The organism is Halospeciosus flavus (genome assembly GCF_029814175.1).
GTDB classification, from domain to species: domain Archaea; phylum Halobacteriota; class Halobacteria; order Halobacteriales; family Halobacteriaceae; genus Halospeciosus; species Halospeciosus flavus.
This window is the reverse complement of record NZ_CP122312.1, coordinates 900,567-924,359: the sequence shown is the minus strand read 5'-3', so window position 1 is coordinate 924,359 and position 23,793 is coordinate 900,567. Positions and strand designations below refer to the sequence as shown.

Genomic DNA, 23,793 nt, shown 5'->3' with positions numbered 1-23,793 from the left:
TTCGAGATTCACTCGACCGGCACGAGCGGAAACGACACACCTTTTAGGCAACCCTAAACAAGAGTGGAGTAACGAATGAGCGCCCAGCAGGACATCTGTGTGGTCGTCCCGACCATCCGCGAGTACGAGTGCATGCGGGAGTACTTCGAGAACGCCCGCGAGCACGGCTTCGACCTCGACCGACTGTTCGTCGTCCTCGTGACCGAGGACTTCTGCGACACCGAGGGCATGCGCGAGATGCTCGACGAGGAGGGCGTCGCGGGCGCCGTCTTCGACGGCGAAGGCCGCGAGGAGTGGTTCGAGGCGCAGGGCGTCTCCGACTACTCCCACCTGATCCCCGAAGCCTCCCACGCGCAGACCTCCTTCGGCCTGCTCTACCTCTGGGCGAATGAGGAGTTCGACTACGGCTTCTTCATCGACGACGACACGCTCCCACACCCCGACGACGACTTCTTCGGCACCCACATGGCCAACCTCGACTTCGAGGGCGAGATCACGACCGTCTCCTCGGACGAGCAGTGGATCAACGTCCTCTACCAGGGCGACAACGACCTCTACCCACGGGGCTACCCCTACTCTGCGATGGACGAGGAGATTGAGGAGACGACCGAGTACGTCGACGACGTCGTCGCCTCGCAGGGCCTCTGGACGAACGTGCCGGACCTCGACGCCGTGCGCATCCTGATGGACGGCGACCTGCAGGGGCAGGCCCAGACCCGCACCTCGAAGGAGGACTTCGACGAGGACTTCGTCGCCGCCCAAGGCGACTACCTCACCGTCTGCTCGATGAACCTCGCCTTCGAGCGCGAGGTCGTCCCCGCCTTCTACCAGCTCCCGATGGACGACAACGAGTGGGAGGTCGGACGCTTCGACGACATCTGGTCGGGCGTCTTCCTCAAGCGCGCCGCCGACGTGCTCGACAAACACGTCTACAACGGTGCGCCGCTCTGCGAGCACAACAAGGCCCCGCGCTCGACGTTCGACGACCTCCAGAACGAGGTTGCCGGTCTCGAACTGAACGAGCACGTCTGGGAGATCGTCGACGACGTCGGCGAGGACGCCGACTCCTACGCCGAGGTGTTCGCGGAGATGGCCGACGCCTTCGTCGCCGGCGACTGGGACGAGTACAACAACGGCGACTTCTTCACCTACTGCGGGGAGTTCATGCAGGACTGGCTCGACTGCCTCGACGAACTCGGTGGTCTCGAAACCGAGCAGGAAGTCGCGGCTCCGGCGGACGACTAGGCGATCCTGAGCGTCGAACGAGAACGACTGACGCGAGTGAGAATCTCGAAAACGCAAGCGGGCTACGGGGGCCGATAGCCCCTCACGCACTCTCCCGAATCGGTAGCTATAAAGGTTTTAGGCCCACCTAATCCGATAGACATGAGCGACCGCAACTCGCAGACGCGACGTCGGTTCCTCGCGGCGACAGGGACCGCCTTTGCGGGCAGTGCGCTCGCAGGGTGTAGCGCCCTGCCGGGCGGGAACGGAGGCGAGCAGGGCAAAGAGCAGATCACGCTGTCGGACTTCCGCGGGTCCGGTCCGCTCGTCGAGCAGCGCCCCGAGCCACAGGGGACGAGCATCGAGGACCTCCCCGCGCTCGAAGGCGAACTCACCATCTACCTCGGCGGCGGTGAGGGTGGCCTCTACGTGGCGCTCCTCGACCTCCTGAAGAAGATGTATCCGAAGTTCGAGCCGAAGCCGCGCATCAACTCCTCGGCGACGCTCGCGAACACCATCATCCAGGAGCAGAAGGGCGGCAACAGCCCAGCGGACGTCTTCTGGGCCGTCGACGCCGGTTCGCTCGGGACGGTCGCCGAGGCGGGTTACGCGACGACGCTCCCCGAACAGGTCGTGAAGCCGGTCCCGAAGAACTTCCACCCCGACGACCAGTGGGTCGGGGTCGCGGGCCGTGCGCGTAGCGTCCCCTTCAACACGAACAAACTCTCGCGCTCGGACATCCCCGACAAGGTCCTCGACTTCCCCGGCGCGCCGACGCTCCAGGGCAACATGGGCTGGGCGCCGACCTACGGCGCGTTCCAGTCGTTCGTCACGGCGATGCGCGTCCTCAACGGCGAACAGAAGACCAAGGAGTGGCTCAACGGGATGCAGAAGCAGAACATCACCGAGTACCCCGACGAGTTCCTCGTCTCCAACGCCGTCGCGGACGGCGAAATCGCCGCCGGCTTCGCCAACCACTACTACGCGGTGCGGGTGAAGTCGGCCCGTCCCGAGGCACCCATCGAACTCGCGTTCACGAAAGACGACGCCGGCGCGCTCGTCAACGCCTCCGGTGCGGAGATCATCAAGGGCACGCAGAACGAGGAACTCGCCCAGAACTTCATCCGCCACCTCCTCTCCGCGGAGGCCCAGGAGTTCTTCGCGACGCGAACGTTCGCCTACCCGATGATTCCGGGTGTCCAGCCCGTCGGTGGGCTCCCGACCATCGACGAACTGAACCCGCCGGAACTCTCCCTCTCGAAGCTCTCAGACATCCAGCCGACCATCGAACTGATGAAGGAGACCGGCGTCCTCGCCTGAACGGATGAGTACCGACGACCGCCTCCAACGGCTCGCGGACCAGACCTCGCTCGGCGAGGATCGGGAGTCGCTTCCGCTCGGACTAACACTCGTCTCCGGCGCCATCGCGGCGGTCGTCCTCTCGCCGGTCCTCTGGCTCTTCGTCCAGGGGTTCGACGTCACGGCCCAACTTTCTCTCACTCCGTTCGTCGTCGAGTTCGACGCGAACGTCTTCGGCGCGCTCGGCGAACTCCTCCAGGCGTCGACGCTCGACGTCCTCCTGAACAGCCTTCTACTCGTCATCGCCGTCACGGCGGGGTCGCTCGTCATCGGCGTCCCGCTGGCAGTATTGACCGTGCAGACAGACCTGCCGTTCCGACGGTTCTGGACGGTCGTCTGTGCACTCCCGCTGGTCGTGCCGAGCTACATCGGCGCCTTCGCCTTCGTCTCGGCGTTCGGCCCGCGTGGCGTGCTCGCCGACCTGCTTGAACCGCTGGGCATCGCCGAGATTCCGGTCATCTACGGCTTCGAGGGCGCCGCGCTCGTCCTCACCCTGTTCACCTACCCGTACGTCTTCTTGACGACGCGGGCGTCGTTGCTCTCCTTCGACGCGACCCAGTTCGAGGCCGCCCGGACGCTGGGGCACTCGCCGCTCGCGGCGTTCCGCCGGGTGACGCTGCCCCAGATCCTGCCCGGCGTCACCGCCGGCGCGCTGCTCGTCGCACTCTACGCGCTGTCGGACTTCGGGACGCCGGCCATCATGCACTACGACGCGTTTACCCGCGTCATCTTCGTCGAGTACAACACGTTCGCGCGGGACTTCGCCGCGTTGCTCTCCATCCAACTCCTGCTCGTCACCGTCGTCATCCTCGCCATCGAGTCGCAGGTCGGCGGCGGCGACACTTCGGCGTACGTCACCCGCGGGCAGGGCCGGAGCGACCGGGTCGGACTCGGCTGGCTGAAACTGCCGGCGACGCTGTTCTGTGCGGCCGTCGCCTTCCTCTGTCTCGTCGTCCCGATGGGCGTACTGGTAATGTGGCTGTTCCGCTCGGCACCCGGCTACGGCGCCGTCGGCTTCGAGTTCGAGTGGGTGTACGGGTTCAACTCGGTGTACGTCTCGGTGCTCGCGGCCCTCGCCGCCGTCGTCCTCGCCGTCCCGGTCGCCTACCTCTCTGCGCGGACCGACTCGGCCATCACGACCGTCATCGACCGCGCGACCTACGTCGGCTACGCCGCGCCGGGCGTCGTCCTCGGGCTCGCGCTCGTCTTCTTCGGCGCGAACTTCGCACCCAGTCTCTACCAGACGCTCCCGCTGCTCGTCTTCGCCTACGTCGTGCGCTTCCTCCCGCAAGCCGTCGGGACGGTTCGCTCCTCGGTATTACAGGTGGACCCGAAGCTCACGGAGGCGGCCCGGACGCTGGGCCACTCGCCGCGGACGGCGTTCCGGAAGGTGACGCTCCCACTCATCGCACCCGGCGTCGCCGCGGGCGCGGCGCTCGTCTTCCTCACCACCATGAAGGAACTGCCCGCGACGCTCCTGCTCCATCCGACAGGCTTTGATACACTCGTCACCTACATCTGGTTAGTTCAGGGCGCAGGCTACTACGGCCGAGCCGCGGTCCCCGCGCTCGTCCTGGTCGGCATCTCGGCTCTCTCGATGGTGGTCATCCTGGCACGGGAACGATACAATGGCTGACAGCGAATACACACCCGACGTGAACTCGGACGCACAGGGCTTGACGAGAGCAACGACCGCCGACGAGCAGCCACCCGACACCGAGCGGGACGCCGTCCTCTGTCTCGACGACGTTACCAAAGCGTACGGGACCGAGACCGCCGTCACCGACGTCTCCATCGACATCCGCGACGGCGAGTTACTCACACTCCTCGGTCCCTCAGGCTGTGGGAAGACCACGACGCTCCGGCTGATGGCCGGTCTCGAACGGCCGACGGAGGGCCGCATCGAACTCGCCGACGAACCCGTCGCCGACGAGACTACGTTCGTCGAACCCGAAGAACGCGGCGTCGGTATCGTCTTCCAGGACTTCGCACTCTTCCCGCACCTCTCCACCCGCGAGAACATCGCGTTCGGCCTCACGGACGCCGACCAGGAGGAGACCGACGAACGCGTCGACGAACTCCTCGACCTCGTCGGGCTCTCGGGGATGGGCGAGCGGCGACCCGATCAGCTCTCCGGCGGCCAACAACAGCGCGTCGCCCTGGCGCGCTCGCTGGCCCCCGAACCGGACATCCTCCTCCTCGACGAACCCTTCTCGAACCTCGACGTCCGCCTGCGCGTCGAGATGCGCGAGGAAGTCCGCCGAATCCTCAAGGAGGCGGGCGTCACGGCCGTCTCGGTCACTCACGACCAGGAGGAGGCACTCTCCATCTCCGACCGCGTCGCCGTCATGAACGACGGGCAGGTCGAGCAAGTCGGCGACCCGGAGGCGGTGTTCGAACACCCGAAGTCGCGCTTCGTCGCGTCCTTCCTCGGGCAGGCAGGCTTCCTCTCCGCGCGCGTGAGCCAGGAGTCCATCGACACGACCATCGGCTCGTTCCAGCCGGACTTGCTGAAGGGACTCGCCGACGAGTACGTCGGCGCGATGGTCGACGTCCTCGTGCGGCCGGACGACCTGCGGCTGACGCCCGCCCCGGCCGAGAACGAGGCCGACGGCCGCATCGTCCAGCGTCAGTACACCGGCCCGTCGTTCGTCTACCACGTCGAACTCGCGAACGGCGACGTGGTCCGCTGTCTGCACAACCACGCCGAGAACTTCGACGTCGGCCAGGCCGTACACGTCGACCTCGTCGCGGACCACTCCCTCGCCTGGTACCCGACCGAGTAGATGGTGGTCGGTCGCGTCCGTACCCGCGTCCGTGCCAGTCACGGTGCGCTCGCGCTCGCCGCCGTCGCCGGACTCACCGCCTTCCTCGTCTCGCTGTGGGTCTTCCCCTACCACTCGATCAACCACGACGAAGGGGTCTACCTCCAGCAGGCCGCGATGCTCCTCGAAGGGAAACTCTACCTCCGCCCGCCGGTTGAGGAGGCCTTCGACCCCTGGTTCTTCGTCGACGCCGAGTCGCCGAACGGACCGGCCGTCCCCGTCCCCGAGCGGTCGGGTGACGTCCTCTACCCGAAGTACGCGCCACCGACGGCGATTTTCTTCGCACTCGGGAAACTCCTCGGCGGCTTCCGACTCGCGCTCGTCGGAGTCGCCGCCGCCTGCGTCTACCTGACCTACGCCGTGACGCGGGAGGTCTTCGACGCACGGACCGGTCTCCTCGCCGGTGCGTTCCTGCTCGCCTCCCCGATGTTCCTCGTGCAGGTCGGGACGTTCCTCCCCTACGCGCCGACGACAGCGTTCAACCTCCTGTTCGCACTGGCCTACTTCCGGGCCGAGCGGGAGGGAAGTGTCCGCTGGGCCGCGATCGCCGGCGGTGCCGTCGGCGTCGCCTTCTTCGCCCGCCCGTACACCGCCGTCCTGTTCGCCACGCCGTTCATCACCCACGCAGTGTGGACAGTATGGAAACACTGTACAGTTTCAACAGTGTTCGACGAACCGTGGCGCGACGCGCTCGTCCGACGGCGAGTCGCCACCGCCGGACTCGGTCTCGTCGGCGTCGCCGTCACGCTCGGCTACAACGCCATCCTGACCGGCCACGCCTTCGTCTTCCCCTACCAGGCGTTCGCACCGCTCGACGGTCTCGGGTTCGGCCACCGACAGATCCTGGGCCACGACGTGAACTACACGGTCGAACTCGCCCTCCGCGCCAACCGACAGGTCGTCGAGACGCTGTTCACCGAGTGGGTGGTCGGCGGACCCGTGGGCACGCTACTCGCGGCTGTCGGCGTCGGACTGTTCCTCGCCCGTCGGGACGACTGGCGGCGGGGCGTCCTCGCCGGACTCTTCGTCTCGGTGATCGTCGGGAACGTCGCGTTCTGGGGGAACCTGAACGTCCTTGGCGGTATCGCCGACCCGGACGACGGACTCGTCTACTTCCTCGGGCCGTACTACCACTTCGACCTGCTCGTTCCGACGGCGGCGTTCGCCGCACACGGACTCCTCACGGGCACGAGTGAGGTCCACGAGCGAGTCGACGAGCGGATCGACGGGACGGCCGCTCGTCGCGTCGCCGTCGCGTTCCTGCTCGTCACCTCGGCCGTAGTGGCGGGGGCGGCCGCGAACGAGGCAGCACCGCCGCTCCAGCGCAACGACCAGGTGTCCCAGCAACTAGCGATGGGGTACGAACCGTTCGTGGAGCGTGACCTCCAGCACGCGCTCGTCTATCTCCCGACGCCGTACGGGCCGTGGCTCAACCACCCGTTCCAGGAACTCCGCAACGACCCCGGCTTCGACGGTGACGTGGTGTACGCACTCGATGGAATCCGGTCGTTCGACGTCGCTGCGACCTTCGAGAACCGGACGAAGTACCGCTACGTCTACCGCGGGTCGTGGGTCCCGACGGACAACGTCCCGGTCGAGTCGACGCTCCAGCGCGTCCGCGTCGCCCGAGGCGAACGCGTCGTCGTCGACGCGGCGGTCGGTCTCCCCGCGGGGACGGAGTCGGCGTCGCTCCGCCTCGGGACGGAGGAGGGCCACGCCTACTACGCGGTGAACGGCACGCCCGAGGAACTCCCGTTCCGTGTCGTCGTTGAGGACGGCGCCGTCCGACTGCGCGGCGACGACATCCGACGCGTCGGCGTTGGCAGTGGCCCCGTCGCCATCGACGACCGCGACTCTATCGAGGTGGCCGTCTTCGTCGACCGGGGGCCCGGGGCTGAGTTCAGCTACCGACTCCGCCTGCCGGTGGAACGCACCGGTGGGGAAGTTCGGGCCATCACGCCGTACCTCGAGTACTGCGACCGGCCGCGACTCTGCGGCGGCGAGGCGGCCTACGTCGGGGAGACGCCCCGTGGCGTCTTCGTCGAGGCACAATTAGCGAACACGTCGACGGCGTGAGGACAGGGAGTGACAGGCTGACAGGCGGAACTCCCGGCCACGACGGGTCGTTCCGCACAACCGAGGCCCCCGTCGTGGTGCTTCGCGGTGGCACGGGAGGTCTGGTTCCGTCTCCACAGAAAAACTCTCTCTCTCCGGTGGTTTAGCGAAGAACGATCCGAAGTCGATGACTCACCGACGCCGCTCTTCGAGACAGACCTTCACGATGGACTTCGCGATCGCTGCGCCGCCCGTGAGGGGGTCGAGCGTCGTCTCCCCGAGCCGCTCGTCGTACTCGATGGGTTCCTCGCGAACGCGGTAGTCGCGCATGACCGGGCGAAGGAGGAGTTCCGCGGACAGACCGGTGTTCTCGGTCCACGTAACGTCCTCGATCAGGTCGGCACGGTAGGCCCGCATCCCCGTCGTCACGTCGTGGACGCGCTCGCCCATCAGGCCGCTCGCGAGCGCCGCGAACGCGTGGTTGCCGAACCGATTGAACGGCGGCATCGTGTCGGCACCGTGGTAGAGCCGGTCGCCGCTGACCACGTCGTAGCCCTCGTTGATCAGGTCGAGGAAGTCGGGGATGCGCTCCATCGGGTAGGTGCCGTCACAGTCGGTCGTGACCCGCACGGGGTTCGACGCCGAAAGCAGGGCCTCGCGAACGGCCTCTCCGTACCCTCGTGGAGGCTGGCGGACAACCTCGGCGCCGTGCTCGCGTGCGATTTCGGGGGTCCGATCCTCTGAACTGTCGACGACGACGATCTCGGCCTGCCCGTCCGTAGCCGCCTCGATGTCGGTGAGCACGTCTTCGATCGCTTCCTCTTCGTTGTACGCGCCCATGACGACGCTCACGTCGTCGAGTCCAAACGGGGGTTCCGTCTCGGTCATTACCAGCAGTTCCCGCCGTGCACATTTTAGGCTTACCAAAACCAATCGAACGCCGTCCCGGCTCACCACGAGAAGAGCCACTTCGATTCCGGACCCGGTCGTCAGCCCTCGTCCGGCCCGAATATCGCAGTTAGCTAGTCACCGACGACACGCCAATTCTGTATAGCGACATGTAGTTTACGCGTCGTTGGCGCGACGGAGAGAGGTGTCAGAGGAGTGAGTAGATATTGTCGAGGTAGACTTCTCGCACCCGGTCGCCCCAGTTGTGCGTGTACGTGTCGATCACGTCGTCGGCGACGTCGCCCCGAAGGTACTTGACGACGCCGCGGTCGCCGGTCCTGTCGCGGAGGTGCGTGGTGAAGAAGTGCCGAAAGTAGTGGGGGGTGACGTTCTGTGTCGCCCCCGCACCCCGTTCGTACCACCCGTGCTCGGACGCGTACGAGGCGACGAAGTGCTGGACGGCACTCGGGTCGAGACGGCTCCCCCAACCATCACTCGTCCGAACGAACAGCGGTTCTGCCGGCGAGTCGACGTCCGGCCGGATCGCGAGCCACTCGCGGAGCACCTGTCGAAGTTCGTCGTCGACCGGGACGACCGTCGGACGCTTGCGCTTGTTGGACGCCGTCCGCTCCTCGCCGTTGTGCGCCTCGCCTCTCGACGGCGCGTCGTCGACGAATATCGACGCACGTCGGCCGTCGAGTTGAGGACGACCACCGAGGTCGTACTCGCCGATCGTTGCGTCCAGAAGGTGGAGGTCCCGCAGGTCGAGGTTGCACAACTCGCCGACACGCATCCCTGTCTTGAGGAAGGTACAGACGACCGCACGGTGGAGGGGGTGACGAACGTCTCGGACGAACGAACGCATCTGCGGGACGGTGATGTCGCGTCGTGCCGGGTTCTTGTCGATGGACTCGTCGATTTCCTCCATGACGAGAGTCATCGGATTCGACTCGAAGCGGCCGACCTGCGTCATGTACTCGTAGAACCGGTGGAGGTAGCCCGCGTACGTCGCGACGGTCCCCTCGCTGTACGACCGACGGAGTCCGTGGACCCACGAGATACAGTCCCGGTAGGTGACGTGTTCCGGGGCGACCCCCGACCGACCCACCGAAGACTCGAAGTCGCGGAGAACACGCTCGTACTCGCGACGGGTCCGTTCGGTCCGCCCGTGGAACTCCATGTCCTCCAGGAAGTACGCGACGGGGTCGTCCTCAGACATCGTCGACGAGGACGTAGCCGCCGTCGCGACCGCTGTACCTGACCCGGTTCGCGCGCTGGAGGTCGTCGAGTGTCTCCTCGACCTCGTCTTCGATCTCGCCGGTCACCGCGTCGACGAGATCGTCCCAGCCGAGCGGCCCCCCTCGATCGAGTGCTTCGAGGACGGCGTCTTCGAGGCCGTGACCCCCAGGGGTAGCGTCTCCAGAACGGGGTTCCTCGCGGTCGGGTCCGGATCCGGAATCCCGTTCGCCGGTCGATTCACCGTCGAGGAACCCTCTTCGGCCCGCCTGGACCATCGTCCGGACGAACTCGCTCTGGCTCATGTCGAGCTCGTCGGCGTGTTCCTTCCAGCGTTCCTTCTGCGCGGCGGGGACGTAGGTCCGGACCGCCGTTCGTTCGGCGTCGGTCACGTGTGGTCCGTCTCGGGCCGTCGTAATCAATCTGTCCCATCACTCGGTCTTACTCCACTAAGACAGGAGGGTATACTCACAATATGCCCCAATATAGTACTATATCTCAATCTTAGGATCTATCTTCGGTGGCCGGTCGGTCGACGTCGAAGAAACCTGGGTACAGAATTCAGTGTCGTAAGGTCGAGTGGTTCGACGGCCACACGCGAGACCAAAGCACGAGGCGGGAGTGCACTCCGGAAGCACGAGTCCCGAGGAGTGTCGCGACGAACCTCGATTCGCGGCGGGTGCCAGTTTCTCGGACTGACGTTCGACTAGTGGAGAACCGTGTCGGGAGGCCGAGGGCCGAGACGTCGTGAAGAGGGTGAGACCGGGCCTCGATCAGTCGGGCCAGGGCGTAGGTGGCTAATCAGTGCTATAGTACCGATTAGAAATAGTTGCTCACTTTTGGGATAGAGAGTTGGTCAAGAGCGGTATCGATCGCGGTTGTAAGCTCGTCAAGTGAGTCAAAGAAGCAGTTGCTCAGAGATGCTTGGAGCTGTCTCCAGCACTCCTCGACAGGGTTTAGCTCCGGTGAGTACGATGGTAACGTCACGAAATCAAGGCCGTCACGGTCCGCGAGGTCCGTGACGGCCGACTGGAAATACGACGCTCCATCGAGGACGATGAGCAAGTCTTTCTCAAATTCTTCGTATAACGCTAAAATGAAATGTTTCGCGTGTTCGGCCGTGACGTACTCGGTAAATCGGGAGAAGAAGCGATCACCGTTTTCGGTGATCGCACCGAGCAAACACGTCCACTCGCGTTGTCCAGAGAGTTCAACGGAGGGCCGCGTGCCGCGCGGAAACCACGCGGCACGCGGCTCAACTTGCACGGATTTCTTGGTTTGATCGATACAGACTACGGTGGCGTCCATTTCCCGCCGCTTTTTTTGAGCTCTTCGTGGAACTCCTCTTGCTCGTCTTCGTCGGCTTCGGCGGCTGTCCGGCGTGGTTTTTGATAGCTCAATCCCGCTTCTTTCAACAGCCGCCGGCAGCTGGGGATTGAGTACTCAACGTCGAAGGTGTCCGCGAGAAATTCTTGGGCGAGCGCCGGCGTCCACGCCGGCGCGTCGATCCCAACCTCCTCGGGAGGATCGTGGACTGCGTCTTCGAACTTTTGTTGCTGTGGTTCTGAGAGTTTCCGCTTTCTCCCAGTTCGTTTATCATCAGTAACGGCGTGCTCAAGCGACTCGTCGGTGTCGAGTCGCTTGAGCCCTGTAGATCGTTCGACGACCGGTATCATGCCATTCAGCTAGCTCGGTCTGCGTGACACCGTTTTTGTACGCAATCGCCGCTAACAGCCGTTTTGTCGGCTTCTTCCCGTCCACGTTGTCAAGAGCCTCTTGGAGTTCTTCGACAGAGATCTCGTCAAGGTGGTCCATTACGTACTATCACAGTATCCGTGCGGAAAGTTCTAACGACTACTATAGCAAGTCCTTCCGTGCTTGGCTACCCGCCCGAGTCGTGGGGGCGACAGCCAGTTGGAGCGCGACCACCCATGAGGACGTGACTACACCGGCGTGCGGAGAGACTTTACCAAGACGACTGCTCGGCGTCTCTCGCCGCCTAGCGGTCCGCTCGGGCCGTCGCGGTCTCTTCTCTCTTCCCACTGTTCACAGCAATCGCACGCCACACACCGCACTCGACGTCGAGGACGTCGCGGGCATCGGCGGACACTGTACTTAGTTCGGCGGCGTCGCGAACCGCACTGCGGGAAGTCGGTGAATTTGTCCCCACAGATAGGTCTCAATAGTGTCCGACTCGGGACGCATAAACTCTATATCGCGATACCGAAGTTGGCGTCCGTCGCCGACCGATCAGGGTCGGCGCGACGGTGACGCGACCTTTACTCGAACTGTTCGAGGGCGGTGCAAAAGAAGAGCGCCATCGCGCAGTGCTGGTACATCGCGTCCGTCGCGAGGTTGCGCACCGCCCCCTCGTCGGCGACGGTGTACTCCTTCGTCCGCACCATCTCGTGGACGTCGAGGATGCCGCGTTCGTCGAGGCGGTGGAGTCGGGGGTAGACGGTCCCCGGACTGAGGTCGACGTCGAAGACGGAGTCGAGCGCCTCGATGAGCGCCTTCCCGTGGGTCCCCTCTGCGCGAAGCGCGACCAGCGAGACGAGCAACTCGTCGAGGCTCTCCTTCACGAGTCCGTCGTCGAACCGGAACTGGTCGCCCTCGCGGGCGAGTATCGGCTCTAAGGTCTCGCGACGGATGCGCTCGAAGTCCATTCGCTCGACCGGTCCAGCCGACGCCCCCTCTATCTCGCGGAGGAGGCGCGCGACGGCGTCGTCCCCCGACGACTCGTCGTGTCGGTCGATGTCGATACCACTCTCGGAGATGGATCCCCCCATCTCCCCCTGGCTCCCAACCATATCTGACACTATTCGTATACGTATATAATTGGTCACGAGCGTTTTCATCGCGTGAGAAAGGTATTTGGAACTGGGCCGAAACCCACTGAATAGTGAGGGAAAACGAGGGGGAAGCAGTGCTCAACGTCATCGGAGACGGACGAGCGAGACAGGTCTTGTTCGCTACTCGACAGGAGCCGTGCTCCGCGAAGGAGATCAGCGACCGGACGGGAATCTCCCTCCCGACCGTCTACCGACGCCTCGAAGAGCTTCGCGAGTACGACCTCATCCGTAGCGAGATGCGGGCGGCGGCCGACGGGAACCACTACGAGGTCTTCACGTGCAACTTCGATGAGACAAGAGTGAGTCTCGAAGACGAGGGGTACGACGTCGTCGTCGAGCGGCGAGAGGACATCACCGAACGGTTCGTCGAACTCTGGGACGACCTCGCCGGAGAGCCGTGATGGGCGCCGTCCCGTTCGAAGGAGTCGCCCATACCGTCTTGTTCCTCCTCCGGCTCGTGGTGTTCGCACTCTCGCTCGGACTCACGCTCATCAGTTTCGAGGCCTACCGTCGACACCGGACCGAGCGGTTGGAGTCGGCCTTCGTCGGCTTCGCCTTCCTCAGCATGGGGGCGGCGATGGGCAACCTCGGTGCCTCGCTCGGCGACTACACAGTCTACTTCCACATCGCCGAGACCGTCCCGTTCATCGTCGGTTTCAGCATGCTCTACCTCTCGTTGTACCGGTAGTCAGCGCTCGACGGCGTCGACGACTTCGTAGCCGACGCTCTGCTCGCGGAGGAGGTCGGTGTGTCGCGAGAGTTCGTCCGTCGTGGCGACGAGGAGCACCGAGAGCCCCTTGCTCGCGGCTTCGGGGACGCCCTCGACGGTCCCGAACTGGAGGTCGAGTTCGGTGTCCGCCGACCGGACGGCGACCAGCGCCTCGGTCCCCGCCGCAGCGACGAGGTCGTGATCCTCGAGTCGGTCGGCGACGGCACCTTCAGGGAGCGCGGCGCTGCCACCGTCCTGGACCGGCGGAACCGAGAGTACCGTGACGGTCCCCGGTTCGTAATCGAGCATCCCCTCGAACTCCGTCACGCCGACGTCCTGGCCGGGTTCGGCGTCGGTGATGGCGACGGCCGTGGCTCCACCGTCCCCGTCCGGGGTCGCGTGGAGGACGCCCTCGCGCATCGAGAGGGTGACGCGCTGGCCCTCCTCGACCGCCGACGTGGCGATGGCCGTCTCGATCTCCACCTCCTCGATGACCTGCTGGGAGACGTACTCGACGAACTCCCGGAGGTCGTCGGTCTGGGTGATGAGCCAGTCCACCCCCTCCTTGGTCACCTCGTAGCGCCCGCGGCCGTGTTTGCGGACGTGCCCTTCGTCGACGAGATCGCCGAGGTAGTCGCTGACGGCCTGCGCCGTAACGCCGATCGATTCGGCGATCTCGCGTTGGCTCACCGCGGGTTGGCGCTCGGCGATCTCGACGAGAATCTGGTAGCGCGTCGCGTTCCGCTTGCTCCGGAGGACCCCCAGTTCCCCCACGTCGCTCGGGTCGGCCATTACTGAAAGTCGAGTAGTGCGCTGCACAAGTAACTTTGCACTAGCCGCCGAGCAACCCCAGTTGTGGTAGCTAAACAGTGGTTTCATGTTCCGGCGCGCCCCTTCCACGAGACGACCGTGGACACCCAGTTCCTCCTCGTGGCCGGGTCGACCCGGACCGCAGACATCGAGGGCATCAGCGCCGCCGGAGCGGATCCGGCGTTGATGCGCCACACGCCGAGCGCCGACGCCGAAATACTCACCTACGGCGAACCGGTCCGCTCGCCGGTCGTTCCGGTGAGTCCGTCCGGGTGCCCGACGCCGGCCGTCGTCACCCGCGCGGTCGTCGAGGCAGTGGGTCACGACCTCGACTTCGACTTCGACTTCGACACCCTCGTCGTCGACGGCGGCCTGGCCGAACCGACGGGTGCGCCGACCGTCGAGGTGGACGCGTCACCCGGCGCGGACGTCCGCGAACCCGTCGCAGTCTCCGACGCGGGGGCAGTCTTCGCGGCCGCCCGGCGCTTCGGGGCGGCCCACCCGGCCGACCGACTCGTCCTCGCGGAGACGATTCCGGGCGGGACGACGACCGCGATGGGCGTCCTCGCGGCCCTGGGCGAGCGTCGAGCGGTGTCCTCGTCGCTCCCCGAGAACCCTCTCGCCCTCAAGCGCGAGGTGGTCGATGCGGGACTGGACGCGAGCGACGTCGAACCCGGAGCGTTGGCCGGCCAGCCCACCAAAGCCGTCCGGTCGATGGGTGACCCGGTCCTCGCCACCGTCGCCGGCCTGGCCGTCGGCGCACTGGAGACCGAGACCGAAGTCCTGCTCGCCGGCGGGACACAGCTCGCGACGGCCGGCGCGCTCGTCCGTCACGCGGGAGTCGAGGCGCCGCTCACGCTCGCGACTACCTCGTTCGTCGCCGCCGACTCGTCGGCGGGAGTTCGCGACCTTGTGGCCGACCTCGACGTCGACCTGACGGTTACGGACCCAGGGTTCGACATCCGGGACGACCACCCCGCGATGGCGGCGTTCCTGCGCGGCGAGGCGAAGGAGGGCGTCGGGATGGGCGGTGCGCTCGCGCTCGCCGACGAGGCGGGCGTCGAGATGGGGACCGTCCGCGAGCGCGTCGTCGACGTCTACGACCGCGTCACCGCGACGGAGGCGACACCATGAGGGGCGTCGTCCTCGGCGGGACGGGGTCGGGTGTCGGGAAGACTGTCGCCACGTTGGCCGTCCTCCGGGCGCTTGAGCGGGCGGGTTACGACCCCCAACCGGCGAAGGCCGGCCCGGACTTCATCGACCCGAGTCACCACCGCGCCGTCGCGGAGAAACCCTCCCGGACGCTCGATCCCTGGCTCGAAGGGGCAGACGGCGTCCGGCGGAACTACTACCGCGGCGAGGGCGATTTCTGCGTCGTCGAGGGGATGATGGGTCTCTACGACGGGAGCGTCGCGAGCACCGCGGACGTCGCCGAGACGCTCGACCTCCCAGTTGTCCTCGTCGTGGACGCGGGCGCGGGGATGGAGAGCGTCGCGGCCACGGCGCTCGGATTTCGGGAGTACGCCGACGCCGCGGGCCACGACGTCGACGTCGTGGGCGTCCTCGCCCAGCAGGCCCACGGCGGCCGCCACGAGCAGGGTATCCGCGAGGCGCTCCCCGACACCCTCGACTTCTTCGGACGCATCCCACCGAGCCCCGACCTGGAGATTCCCGACCGCCACCTCGGACTCCACATGGGCGCGGAGACCGCCCTCGACACCGAGGCACTCGACGCGGCCGCCGAGCACGTCGACGTCGAGGGACTGGTCGAGGCGGGTCGAACCCCACCGCGTCCGGAGTTCCCCGAACCCGGCCCCGCGACGAGGAAGCGCGTCGCCGTCGCCTCCGACGTCGCGTTCTGCTTCGAGTACCCCGCCACGCGCGAGCGCCTGCGCGAGCGTGCCGAAGTAGTGACGTTCTCGCCCGTCGCCGGCGACGACCTGCCCGACTGCGACGGGGTCTACCTCCCCGGCGGCTACCCCGAACTCCACGGCGAGGCGCTCGCCACGTCGCCCGCGCTCGCCACGCTGGGTGAACGGGCCGCCGACGGACTCCCGGTTCTCGGCGAGTGTGGCGGCCTGATGGCCCTCACCGAGTCACTCACGACGACCGACGGCGAGACCCACGAGATGGCGGGCGTCCTCCCCGCCGACGTGACAATGCAGGATCGCTACCAGGCGCTCGACCACGTCGAACTCGTCGCCCGTGACGACACCCTCTCAGCCGACGCTGGCGAGGCGCTGCGCGGCCACGAGTTCCACTACTCGTCGGCCGACGTCGCCACCGACGCCCGCTTCGCCTTCGACGTCGAGCGCGGTACCGGCATCGACGGCGACCACGACGGCATCACCGAGTACCGCACGCTGGGGACGTACGCCCATGTCCACGCCGAGAGCGGTGCCTTCGATACGTTCCTCGACCGACTCTGAACCACGACCATGACCGACGACACACCGACGACCGACATCGACGACCAGCACGCACAGACACCCGGAAAGGGCCGCACGCCCACCGCCCGCGACATCGAACCGGCCGCCCCCGAGGAGTTCGGTCTCGTGCAGGTGTGGTGGGGCGACGGGAAGGGGAAGACCACCGCCGCGATGGGGATGGGCTTTCGCGCCGCCGGCCACGGCTACCGCGTCCACATGCTCCAGTTCATGAAGGGCGGCACCGCGAGCGTCGAAGACGTCCGCGGCGAGTACAACGCCATCGACGCCATGCCGGGGTTCACCTACGAGAACGCCGGCCACTACGGCTGGCACGGCTTCCTCGACGGGAGCGCGGACGACGAACACGAGGCGAAGGCGATGGCCGCCTTCGAGCGCGCGGCGGAACTCGTCGACGCCGCCCGCGACGTGGACGGCCCGCTCGACCTCGACGCCCCGGCGGACGAGGGGGTACACATGCTCGTCCTCGACGAACTCTGCTACGCCGCCAATCGCGGACTCGTCGACCCCGACGACGTCGCCCGACTCGTCGAAGACAAACCCGAAAACCTCGAACTCGTCCTGACCGGCGGCCACGACGAACCGACCTTCGTCACGGAGCACGCCGATCTGGTGACCGAAGTGAGAAAACAGAAACACCCGATCGACGCCGGCCAGCGTGCCCGGAAGGGAACGGAGTACTGAGGGCGACACGTAAACAACATTTCGCTATACAGAATGTCCGAGTCACGAACTATCCTCGTCGCCGGTACTGCGAGCCACGTCGGCAAGAGCACGGTCGCTGCGGGCCTCTGCCGGCACTTCGCCGACCGCGGTGTGTCGGTCGCGCCGTTCAAGGCACAGAACATGAGCAACAACGCCCGCGCAGTCCCGGTCGCTAAAGGGGTCGACGGGGAGGGGTGGGGCGAGATCGGCGTCTCGCAGTACGTCCAGGCCCGTGCCGCTCGAGTCCCGGCGAACACGGACCACAACCCGGTGCTGTTGAAACCGCGCGGCGACGCCGAGAGCCAACTGGTAATCGACGGCCGGCCGGTCGGCCACTTCGGCGCCGGCGACTACTACGACGAGCACTGGGAGCGCGCCCGTGACGCTGCCGAGGCGGCCCACGCCCGCCTCGCCGCCGAACACGACGTCGTCGTCGCCGAGGGCGCGGGGAGCATCGCCGAGATAAATCTGCGGCACCGGGACCTCGCGAACCTGGAGACGGCCCGCTTCGCCTCGGCCGACGTCCTGCTCGTCGTCGACATCGAGCGCGGCGGCGCGTTCGCCAGCCTCTACGGGACCCTCGAACTGATGCCGGACGACGTCCGCGAGCAGGTCTCCGGCGCGGTCGTCACGAAGTTCCGCGGCGACGTTTCACTACTCGAACCCGGTGTCGAGGAGTTCGAAGACCGGAGCGGCGTCCCCATCCTCGGCGTCCTCCCCTACGACGACCCGGGTCTCCCCGAGGAGGACAGCGTCGGCCTCCCGGACGACGTGGAGCGTGGACCCGGCGTCGTCGGTGCGGACGACGGCGTCCCAGTGGAGCGGTCGGTGACTGTCGCCGTCCCGCGACTCCCCCGAATCTCCAACTTCACCGACCTCGAACCCCTCGCGCGCGTGCCGGGTGTCCGGGTCGCCTACGTCCCGCCGGAGGGAAGCCTCGAGACGGCCGACGCGGTCGTTCTCCCCGGCACGAAGAACACCGTCGACGACCTCCTCGCCCTCCGGGAGGCGGACTTCGGCGACGAACTCGCCGCGTTCGACGGCCCCGTCGTGGGCCTCTGTGGTGGCTACCAGCTAATCGGCGAGCGTATCACGAACGCGGGCGTCGAGTCGGCCGACGTGGTCGACGCCGTAGAGGGGTTCGGGTTGCTCCCGGTCGAGACACGCTTCTCGGAGGAGAAACGCGTCGTGGGCAGTACCTTCGACCTCTCGGCGGAGACGGGACCGCTCGCCGGCGCGACCGGACCGGTCTCGGGGTACGAGATTCACGCGGGTCGGACCGACGTGCCCGAGCACCTCCCGAACCCCGTCGGGCCGGAGAGTGCGACCACCGAGCGAGTCCTCGGGACGTATCTCCACGGACTCTTCGAGAACGAGAACGCACGGGAGGCGTTCGTCGACGCGGTGTACCGACACGCGGGGTGCACTCGACCGGGAGACGAGACGGGTGTGCCGTCGTCGAACCCGTACGACGACGCGGCGGCCCTCGTCCGCGAACACGTCGACCTTCGAGCACTCCACCCCCGAGGATGACCGAGATTTTCAAGTCCGCTCGCACGTATCTATCCCTCACAGTGGCGACTACCTTCGACCTCTTCGGGACGCTCGTGACGACCGAGCGTCCGGACGACTCGGCGGAGGCCGTCGCCGACGCCCTCCGCGCACGTGGTGTCGCCGTCCCCGACGACTGGGAGTCGGCGTACCGGGAACGACACGTCGACGTCGCCGACGGCGCGGAACTCCCCCTGCCACGACACGTCGTCGCCGCGCTCGACAGCCGTGGCGTCGACGTCTCCGGACCGACCGCTGTCGCGGCCGTCCTCGACGCCTTCGACCGACCGATCACGGTCCGCGACGGTGCACGCGAGGCGCTCCGGGTGGCCCGCAGGCAGGGGCCGGTCGGACTCCTCTCGAACTGTAGCGTCCCCGGCCTCGTCGAGCGGACGCTGGAGCGGGCTGGCTTCCCCACCTTCGATACGGTCGTGACGAGTGTCGGCTGTGGGTGGCGCAAACCGCACAGACGGGCCTTCGAGACCGTCGCGGACGAACTCGGTGTCCCACCGACTCATCTCGTCCACGTCGGCGACTCGGCGGCCGACGCCGGTATCGAACGTGTCGGCGGGCGCTGTCTCCACGTCGAAGAGACTCCGCTCCCCCACGTCGCGACCGAGTTGGAGGCGTCGCTGTGGGAGTGAACGCCGCGGCCGCCGTCGGTCTCGCTCTCCTCCTCGACCTCACCCTCTCGGAGTTTCCGAGTCGCCTCCACCCCGTCGTCTGGTTCGGTCGGGCCGCGGGCGCCGTCGACCGGGAGAGTGACCACCCGCTGGTCGTCGGGACGGCGGCCGCAGTCGGCCTCCCACTCCTCGCCGCGGTCGTCGCGGGCGGTCTCGTCGCACTCGCCTCGACAGTCTCTTCTCTCCTCGCGGTCGCCCTCGCCGGCGTCGTGCTGTTCAGTACGACGAGTCTGCGGATGCTCCTCGACGAAGTCCGGGCCGTCGTCGCGGCGACCGAGTCGGACGTCGAGGACGCCCGCGAGCGCCTCCGGTCGCTCGCCGGCCGGGACTCCTCGGACCTCTCCGCCGGCCAACTCCGGAGTGCGGCCGTCGAGAGCGCCGCCGAGAATCTCGCGGACGGTCTCGTCGCACCGCTCCTCGCCTTCGCGGTCGGGTCGGTCGTCTCGCTCCCGGTCGCCGCGGCCGCCGCCGCGTGGGTGAAGGGAGTGAACACGCTCGACTCGATGCTCGGCTACCGCTCGAAGCGCGTCGGGACGCCGAGCGCTCGACTGGACGACGCCGTGATGTGGCTGCCCGCCCGCGCGAGCGCGCTCCTGCTCGCCGTCGCCGCCGGTGCGCCGCGCGCGCTCGCCGCCGCCCGAAAGCACGCCGACGCACCGCCCTCGCCGAACTCGGGGTGGCCGATGGCGACGCTCGCGGCCGCGCTCGGCGTCCGACTGGAGAAACCGGACGTCTACACCCTCCCCTACGGACCCGACTACCCGACCGTCAACGAGGGGAGACACGCCGTCCGCGTCGTCGGCACCGCGGGAGTCCTCGCCACCCTACTCACCGCACTCCTCGTCTCGGGGGTGGTGTCGTGGCCCTGAACGCCGTCCGCGGGGCGCTCGGCTTCCTGACGCGTCTGCCCGTGGGCCACGACGAGTCGGCGTGGAACGCGTTCCGCGGCGCGCCGTGGGCGTTCTCACTCGCCGGCTACGTCGTGGGCGCGCTCCTCGTGCTCCCCATCGTCGCCGGGTCGTCCCTCTCGCTTCCGGCAGGGACCGTCGCGCTCGGCTACGTCGGGTGGGTACTCGCCCTCACCGGCATCAACCACCTCGACGGTGTCGCGGACGTGGGCGACGCGACGGTGGTCCACGGCGACACCGACGACCGTCGCACGGTGCTGAAGGACACGACCGTCGGCGTGGGGGCCCTCGCCGCAGTCGGACTCACCTTCCTCGGCCTCGGATTCGGGGCGCTCGGCGTCGCCCGCCTCCCGTTCGTCGCGGGGGTAGCGGTCGTCGTCGCCGCCGAGGTCGGGTCGAAGGTCGGGATGGCCGCCGTGGCCTGCCTCGGCACGGCCGCCCACGAGGGACTCGGCTCGCAGTTCACCGAGCGCGCCGGCTGGCCCGCCCTGTGCCTCGCGGTCGGCGCCGGAGTCCCGGTTGCACTCGTCTCGTGGCCCTCGCCGGTCGCACTCGGTGCGTTCGTCGGCGCCATCGGCGGCGGGCTGTTCGCCCTGTGGCGACTGGAGGGACTCCTCGGCGGCGTCAACGGCGACGTCTTCGGTGCGGTCAACGAGGTCGGCCGCGTCGTCGGCCTGCACGCGGGGGTGGTCGTGTGGACGCTCTCCTGATGTGCGGCGGACGAGGAACACGACTCGACAGCGACGTCGAGAAACCCCTTTTCGAGGTGGCCGGTCGGCCGATGGTCGACCGGGTGTTCGAGGCGCTGGCCGAGAGCGCCGTCGACGACGTCTACGCCGTCGTCTCGCCACACGCACCCGACACCCGCGAGCACCTCGACGGCGTCTGTCCCACGATAGAGACGCCCGGCGAGGGATACGTCTCGGACCTGCTCGCCGCCCTCGATACGGGACGGGTAGAAACGCCGGTCCTGACCGTCGCGGCCGACCTGCCGCTCCTGGAGGGCGAGGTCGTCGATACGGTGCTCGACGCGGCCGACGGGTCGACGAGCGTCCGGGTCCCCGCCGCACTGAAACGCGAACTCGGGGTGAGCTGTGACGAAGACGGCGCGTGGGTTCCGACGGGAGTTAACGTCGTGGGGGACGACGAAGACACCGTGTTCCGGAGTCACGACCCCCGTCTCGCGGTCAACGTCAACCACCGGCGAGACGCCGCAGTAGCCGAACGGCTGCTGTCCGCGAGAGGTGAGTCGGCGTGAAACCCGAGGCCGTCCGCGAGGCCGAACGTGTCCCCCACGGCGGCGACGACGACCCGGCCGTCGTCGACTTCAGTGCCAACGTCAACCCGCGGACCCCGCCGGGCGTCCGCGAGGTGTTCGAGACGAGTCTCGACGCGGCGACGCGCTACCCGGACGACGGCTACCCGGAGTACCGCGGGGCCGCGGCCGACTACGTCGACTGCGCGCCCGAGCGCGTGGTGCCGACGCCTGGAGGACTCGCCGGCATCCGTCTCGCCGTCAAGACACGAGTAGAGGCGGGCGACAGCGTCCTCGCCCCGTACCCGAGTTTCGGTGAGTACGCCCGCGAGGTGGATCTACAGGGCGCAACGCCCGAGTTCGTGCCACACGACGAACTCCTCGACGTCGACCCAGAGGGGCACACGATGGCCGTCGTCTGCAACCCGAACAACCCGACCGGAGAGGCCTACGACACCGAGGAACTGCGCGCGTTCGCCGCGCGTTGTCGCGACGCGGGGACGGAACTCCTCGTCGACGAGGCGTTCCTCGGCTTCACCGACCGTCCGTCGCTCGCGGGAGAGGAGGGCGTGGTCGTCGCGCGCTCGCTGACCAAACTGTTCGGGCTGCCGGGGATTCGTGCGGGATTTCTGGTCGCGACCGGCGAGCGCCTCGCCGACCTCCAGACGGCCCGCCGGGCATGGAACCTCGGGACTCCCGCCGTCCGCGTCGGGGCCCACGCGATGGGGCAGTCCGAGTTCGTCGACGAGACCCGCGAGCGCGTCGCGAACGAGCGAGCGCGATTGCACGAGGTCCTCGGCGAGGAGTTCGACGTCTCCCCCTCGGACGCACCGTTCCTCCTGCTCGACGCGAATCCGAGCGAGCGGGGCGTCGACGCGATCCTCGCGACGGCACGCGAACGAGGAGTGGCGATTCGCGACGCGAGGACCTTCCGCGGACTCGACAGTCACGTCCGAGTGGCCGTCCGCACGCCCGAGGAGAACGACCGCCTGCTCGCGGCGCTCGGGGTGGACGATGTTCGAGACTGAGGTCCGCGACGGCGTCTGTCGCCTCCACCGGGCGGAGACGCGGTGGCTCTCCACGGGGTGGAGTGGCGGCTTCGTCGACGCCGACGTCGCGTACAACGTCACCGTCCCCGAGGGGTGGGACCGCCGCGACCTCGACGCCTACGTCGACGAGCGTCTCGCCGTCTCGGGGTTCGACGAGGACGGGCCGGTCCTCCTCACCGGTGTCGACCAGTCACACGCCCGTCGTGCGCGCTGTGGGCCGGTCGAGGCGGTCGCGACGGCCGGCGTCTCGAACCCCGCGGCCCTGCCGATGGACCCCGACGGCGGGTCGCTCCCACACGACCGTGAACGGGTGGAGGGGACGGTCAACGTGCTCGTCGGGACGACGCGCGCACTCGACGACGCGGCGCTGGCCAACCTCGTTGCCGTCGCGGCGGAGGCGAAAGCCGCCACGCTCCTCGACGCGGTCGGCTTCCCGGGGACCACGACGGACGCCGTCGTCGCCGGGTGTAACCCGTCGGGCGACCCTTCGCACTTCTCCGGGAGCGCGACGCGCGTCGGCGCGGCCGCCCGCGCCTGCGTCCGCGAGACCGTCCGGGCGAGTGTCGAGTCGCGCTACGCGGACGGGGACGCGGAAATTCCCGCGTCGGTCGGAGACGCCGAATACGGTGTCAGTACCGACGTCCGAGCAGAATTGTTAGAAATCAGCGAGTAACGTTAACACCCCAGTGCCAGTCTGTAGAGATATGACTGGGGGAGCGGGGGACGTTCGAGAGACGTACGAACTGCTGAAACGCTACGACGACGAGATTAACTTCGACCCGGTGAGCCGCGAGTACGTCTACCCACAACTACCGACGTTCGTCGCGGCGCTCGCCGACCACCTCGGGGAGACCCACGAGGTCGACTCCGTCGACGTCGACCGGGACGACCGACGGGCGGGGCGGCAACTCGCCGTCGAGTACCTCGACGGGGGCGACCTCCCCACGTTCGCGGCCGACGCGAGAGACGAAATCGAGTCCCTGCGACAGGCGTACGTCAAGGACCCCGAGCACTGTCCGTACTGCGGGAGCGAACTCGTCGACGACCTCTGTCAGTCCCACGACTGTCCGTGCCCGACGTTCCCAGACGCCCTCGACGCGGGAGCCTCCGAGACGCCGTCGGGTGCCGTCGACACCGACACGGAGACGGGCGCGAACCTGGAACGCGACAGCGCGGGCGAACGGGACCGGGAGTCGGACTCCGACACCGACCCGGACATGCGCGCCGAGTGACGGGA

General features: G+C 67.5%; 26 protein-coding genes. 18 read left to right on the top strand and 8 right to left on the bottom strand.

Annotated features, from left to right (window positions below):
* The first annotated feature begins 75 nt into the window (after positions 1-75).
* From P0Y33_RS04705 to P0Y33_RS04685, 5 genes are all read left to right on the top strand, one after another.
* On the top strand, positions 76-1,245 hold the full coding sequence (locus tag P0Y33_RS04705; RefSeq protein WP_279529394.1) for an alpha-1 4-glucan-protein synthase: 1,170 nt from the start codon (positions 76-78) through the stop codon (positions 1,243-1,245).
* Between the two features lie 141 nt (positions 1,246-1,386).
* Entirely contained in the window at positions 1,387-2,544 is a 1,158-nt protein-coding gene (locus tag P0Y33_RS04700; RefSeq protein WP_279529393.1) for an extracellular solute-binding protein, read from the top strand.
* 4 nt (positions 2,545-2,548) lie between these two features.
* Positions 2,549-4,219 carry an ABC transporter permease gene (locus P0Y33_RS04695; protein ID WP_279529392.1) on the top strand — a complete coding sequence of 557 codons (1,671 nt, stop codon included), beginning with the start codon at positions 2,549-2,551 and terminating at the stop codon, positions 4,217-4,219.
* Positions 4,212-5,369, top strand: coding sequence for an ABC transporter ATP-binding protein (locus P0Y33_RS04690; RefSeq protein WP_279529391.1), 1,158 nt, complete (start codon positions 4,212-4,214; stop codon positions 5,367-5,369). The genes P0Y33_RS04695 and P0Y33_RS04690 overlap by 8 nt, the downstream gene beginning before the upstream one ends.
* Entirely contained in the window at positions 5,370-7,484 is a 2,115-nt protein-coding gene (locus P0Y33_RS04685) for a DUF7846 domain-containing protein (protein ID WP_279529390.1), read from the top strand.
* A gap of 171 nt (positions 7,485-7,655) precedes the next feature.
* Here P0Y33_RS04685 and P0Y33_RS04680 read toward each other — a convergent pair whose 3' ends face one another.
* The 7 genes from P0Y33_RS04680 to P0Y33_RS04650 form a co-directional block, all read right to left on the bottom strand.
* The gene (locus tag P0Y33_RS04680) at positions 7,656-8,351 is read right to left on the bottom strand and encodes a dolichyl-phosphate hexose transferase (RefSeq protein WP_279529389.1); all 696 of its coding nucleotides are present in this window, start codon (positions 8,349-8,351) and stop codon (positions 7,656-7,658) included.
* Between the two features lie 208 nt (positions 8,352-8,559).
* Positions 8,560-9,570: a tyrosine-type recombinase/integrase gene (locus P0Y33_RS04675; protein WP_279529388.1), complete on the bottom strand. Its 1,011-nt coding sequence runs from the start codon at positions 9,568-9,570 to the stop codon at positions 8,560-8,562.
* Positions 9,563-9,979, bottom strand: coding sequence for a DUF5805 domain-containing protein (locus tag P0Y33_RS04670; RefSeq protein WP_279529387.1), 417 nt, complete (start codon positions 9,977-9,979; stop codon positions 9,563-9,565). Before P0Y33_RS04670 ends, P0Y33_RS04675 begins: the two co-directional genes overlap by 8 nt.
* Before the next feature lie 427 nt (positions 9,980-10,406).
* A complete protein-coding gene (locus tag P0Y33_RS04665) occupies positions 10,407-10,988 on the bottom strand; it encodes an IS630 family transposase (protein WP_279530068.1) in 582 nt (193 codons plus the stop codon).
* Positions 10,880-11,263: a winged helix-turn-helix domain-containing protein gene (locus P0Y33_RS04660; protein WP_279529386.1), complete on the bottom strand. Its 384-nt coding sequence runs from the start codon at positions 11,261-11,263 to the stop codon at positions 10,880-10,882. Before P0Y33_RS04660 ends, P0Y33_RS04665 begins: the two co-directional genes overlap by 109 nt.
* Positions 11,202-11,402 (bottom strand): helix-turn-helix domain-containing protein, encoded by a 201-nt coding sequence (locus tag P0Y33_RS04655; RefSeq protein WP_279529385.1) that lies wholly within the window; start codon positions 11,400-11,402, stop codon positions 11,202-11,204. Before P0Y33_RS04655 ends, P0Y33_RS04660 begins: the two co-directional genes overlap by 62 nt.
* 464 nt (positions 11,403-11,866) lie before the next feature.
* Positions 11,867-12,397 carry a PadR family transcriptional regulator gene (locus P0Y33_RS04650; RefSeq protein WP_279529384.1) on the bottom strand — a complete coding sequence of 177 codons (531 nt, stop codon included), beginning with the start codon at positions 12,395-12,397 and terminating at the stop codon, positions 11,867-11,869.
* Between the two features lie 92 nt (positions 12,398-12,489).
* Between P0Y33_RS04650 and P0Y33_RS04645 the strand changes: the two genes are divergently transcribed.
* Together P0Y33_RS04645 and P0Y33_RS04640 are read left to right on the top strand one after the other, a co-directional pair.
* Entirely contained in the window at positions 12,490-12,840 is a 351-nt protein-coding gene (locus P0Y33_RS04645) for an ArsR/SmtB family transcription factor (protein WP_279529383.1), read from the top strand.
* Positions 12,840-13,127: a DUF7521 family protein gene (locus P0Y33_RS04640; protein ID WP_279529382.1), complete on the top strand. Its 288-nt coding sequence runs from the start codon at positions 12,840-12,842 to the stop codon at positions 13,125-13,127. Before P0Y33_RS04645 ends, P0Y33_RS04640 begins: the two co-directional genes overlap by 1 nt.
* Here P0Y33_RS04640 and P0Y33_RS04635 read toward each other — a convergent pair whose 3' ends face one another.
* On the bottom strand, positions 13,128-13,940 hold the full coding sequence (locus P0Y33_RS04635) for a DUF7839 domain-containing protein (protein ID WP_279529381.1): 813 nt from the start codon (positions 13,938-13,940) through the stop codon (positions 13,128-13,130). It lies immediately after the preceding gene.
* Positions 13,941-14,057: 117 nt separating this feature from the next.
* On the opposite strand from P0Y33_RS04635, the gene P0Y33_RS04630 reads away from it, so the two are divergent.
* From P0Y33_RS04630 to P0Y33_RS04580, 11 genes are read left to right on the top strand one after another with little or no spacing between them, the layout of a single operon-like run.
* Positions 14,058-15,092: a nicotinate-nucleotide--dimethylbenzimidazole phosphoribosyltransferase gene (locus P0Y33_RS04630; protein WP_279529380.1), complete on the top strand. Its 1,035-nt coding sequence runs from the start codon at positions 14,058-14,060 to the stop codon at positions 15,090-15,092.
* Complete coding sequence (locus tag P0Y33_RS04625) at positions 15,089-16,387, top strand: cobyrinic acid a,c-diamide synthase (RefSeq protein WP_279529379.1); 1,299 nt, start codon at positions 15,089-15,091, stop codon at positions 16,385-16,387. Before P0Y33_RS04630 ends, P0Y33_RS04625 begins: the two co-directional genes overlap by 4 nt.
* A gap of 9 nt (positions 16,388-16,396) precedes the next feature.
* Complete coding sequence (locus P0Y33_RS04620) at positions 16,397-17,089, top strand: cob(I)yrinic acid a,c-diamide adenosyltransferase (protein WP_279529378.1); 693 nt, start codon at positions 16,397-16,399, stop codon at positions 17,087-17,089.
* Positions 17,090-17,122: 33 nt separating this feature from the next.
* On the top strand, positions 17,123-18,643 hold the full coding sequence (locus tag P0Y33_RS04615; protein WP_279529377.1) for a cobyric acid synthase: 1,521 nt from the start codon (positions 17,123-17,125) through the stop codon (positions 18,641-18,643).
* A 41-nt stretch (positions 18,644-18,684) separates the two neighbouring features.
* A complete protein-coding gene (locus tag P0Y33_RS04610; RefSeq protein WP_279529376.1) occupies positions 18,685-19,305 on the top strand; it encodes an HAD family hydrolase in 621 nt (206 codons plus the stop codon).
* Entirely contained in the window at positions 19,296-20,213 is a 918-nt protein-coding gene (cbiB, locus tag P0Y33_RS04605) for an adenosylcobinamide-phosphate synthase CbiB (protein ID WP_279529375.1), read from the top strand. The genes P0Y33_RS04610 and cbiB overlap by 10 nt, the downstream gene beginning before the upstream one ends.
* The gene (cobS, locus tag P0Y33_RS04600) at positions 20,204-20,962 is read left to right on the top strand and encodes an adenosylcobinamide-GDP ribazoletransferase (RefSeq protein ID WP_279529374.1); all 759 of its coding nucleotides are present in this window, start codon (positions 20,204-20,206) and stop codon (positions 20,960-20,962) included. The genes cbiB and cobS overlap by 10 nt, the downstream gene beginning before the upstream one ends.
* Positions 20,962-21,510, top strand: coding sequence for an NTP transferase domain-containing protein (locus P0Y33_RS04595; RefSeq protein ID WP_328518048.1), 549 nt, complete (start codon positions 20,962-20,964; stop codon positions 21,508-21,510). The genes cobS and P0Y33_RS04595 overlap by 1 nt, the downstream gene beginning before the upstream one ends.
* A complete protein-coding gene (gene cobD / locus P0Y33_RS04590; RefSeq protein WP_279529372.1) occupies positions 21,507-22,535 on the top strand; it encodes a threonine-phosphate decarboxylase CobD in 1,029 nt (342 codons plus the stop codon). Before P0Y33_RS04595 ends, cobD begins: the two co-directional genes overlap by 4 nt.
* Positions 22,522-23,229: an adenosylcobinamide amidohydrolase gene (locus tag P0Y33_RS04585; protein ID WP_279529371.1), complete on the top strand. Its 708-nt coding sequence runs from the start codon at positions 22,522-22,524 to the stop codon at positions 23,227-23,229. Before cobD ends, P0Y33_RS04585 begins: the two co-directional genes overlap by 14 nt.
* Before the next feature lie 31 nt (positions 23,230-23,260).
* Positions 23,261-23,788 carry a hypothetical protein gene (locus P0Y33_RS04580; protein WP_279529370.1) on the top strand — a complete coding sequence of 176 codons (528 nt, stop codon included), beginning with the start codon at positions 23,261-23,263 and terminating at the stop codon, positions 23,786-23,788.
* Positions 23,789-23,793 lie beyond the last annotated feature (5 nt).